2 protein-coding genes are annotated in these 1,198 nt (G+C 66.1%); both read right to left on the reverse strand.

The annotated features are described in order from the left end of the window. Positions 1 to 587: metal ABC transporter permease (locus tag EN745_RS35005; RefSeq protein ID WP_145992334.1), on the reverse strand; the 587-nt coding region annotated here is incomplete at its 3' end. After that, on the reverse strand, positions 587 to 1,198 hold a 612-nt coding region (locus EN745_RS35010), incomplete at its 5' end, for a metal ABC transporter ATP-binding protein (protein WP_145992335.1). The genes EN745_RS35010 and EN745_RS35005, both read right to left, overlap by 1 nt.

Below are 1,198 nucleotides of genomic sequence, written 5' to 3' on the forward strand. Positions count from 1 at the left end.
AGGTTGAGCACCACCAGCCCCAGGAAGATGAAATGCACCGGGCTGCCCATGCGGCTCACCGAGCGCAGGAACAGCGGGTCGAGGCATTCGGCGACCAGCGCCCGCCAGAAGATCGTGAGGGCGACCAGCGTGACCAGCACGATACCGCCGATCAGCGTCAGAGCCTCGTTGTTGAGCGCCAGCACCGTGCCGAACAGCACATGCATGAGATCGACACTGGAGCCGCGGATCGACACCATCAGCACGCCGACGGCGAGCGAGATCAGATAGAAGGCCGCCATCGAAGCGTCCTCGCGCTGGACGGTGAAGCGCGAGACAGCGCCGGCGCCGAGCGCGACGATAATGCCGGCGATCAGCCCGCCTATGGTCATCGGCAGGATTTCCAGCCCGTAGAGCAGGAAGCCTGCGGCCGCACCCGGCAGGATGGCGTGCGCCATGGCGTCGCCCGACAGGCTCATGCGCCGCAGCATCAGGAAGACCCCGACCGGACAGGCGCCGAGCGACAGCAGCAGCGAGCCGAACAGCGCTCGCTGCATGAAGGCGAAATCGGCAAAGGGCGCGATGAAGAGGCCGTAGAGAAAGTCCATCAGGCGGCCCTCGGCCCGGAGCCGTGGTCATGATGGTGATCATGCGCATGGGCATGGGCAGGGCCGTGATGGTCGTGCCCGTGATGGTCGTGATGATGGTCGTCGGGCTCGCACCAGGGCGCGTTCTCTTCCCATGCTTCATGGAAGCGCCGCGCCTTGAGAAGGTTTTCCGGCCGCAGCGTTTCCTTGGTCTCGCCCCAGGCGACCGGCTGGCGCGCAAGCAGCAGCGTCTCGGGGAAATTCTGCCGCACGAGGTCGAGATCGTGGACGACAACCATGATCGTGCGCTCCTCGCCATGCCAGCGCTTGATCAACTGGATCAGGTCGCCGACCGTCTTGGCGTCGACGGCGTTGAACGGCTCGTCGAGCAGGATGAGGTCGGCGTCCTGCAGCAGCACGCGCGCAAACAGCGTGCGTTGCAGCTGTCCGCCGGACAGCGTGTCGATCGGGCGCGTCTCGAAGCCGCCGAGGCCGACCGCCAACAGCGCCTTGCTGACGGATTCGCGGTCCTCCTTCGTATAGCGGCCGAGCAGGCCGCGCTTCGGCCACAAGCCGAGCGAAACCAGGTCGACCACCCGCGCTGGGAAAGAGCGGTCGAGTTCGGACTGCTG

This window comes from Mesorhizobium sp. M4A.F.Ca.ET.022.05.2.1 (genome assembly GCF_003998845.1).
Classification (GTDB): Bacteria; Pseudomonadota; Alphaproteobacteria; order Rhizobiales; family Rhizobiaceae; genus Mesorhizobium.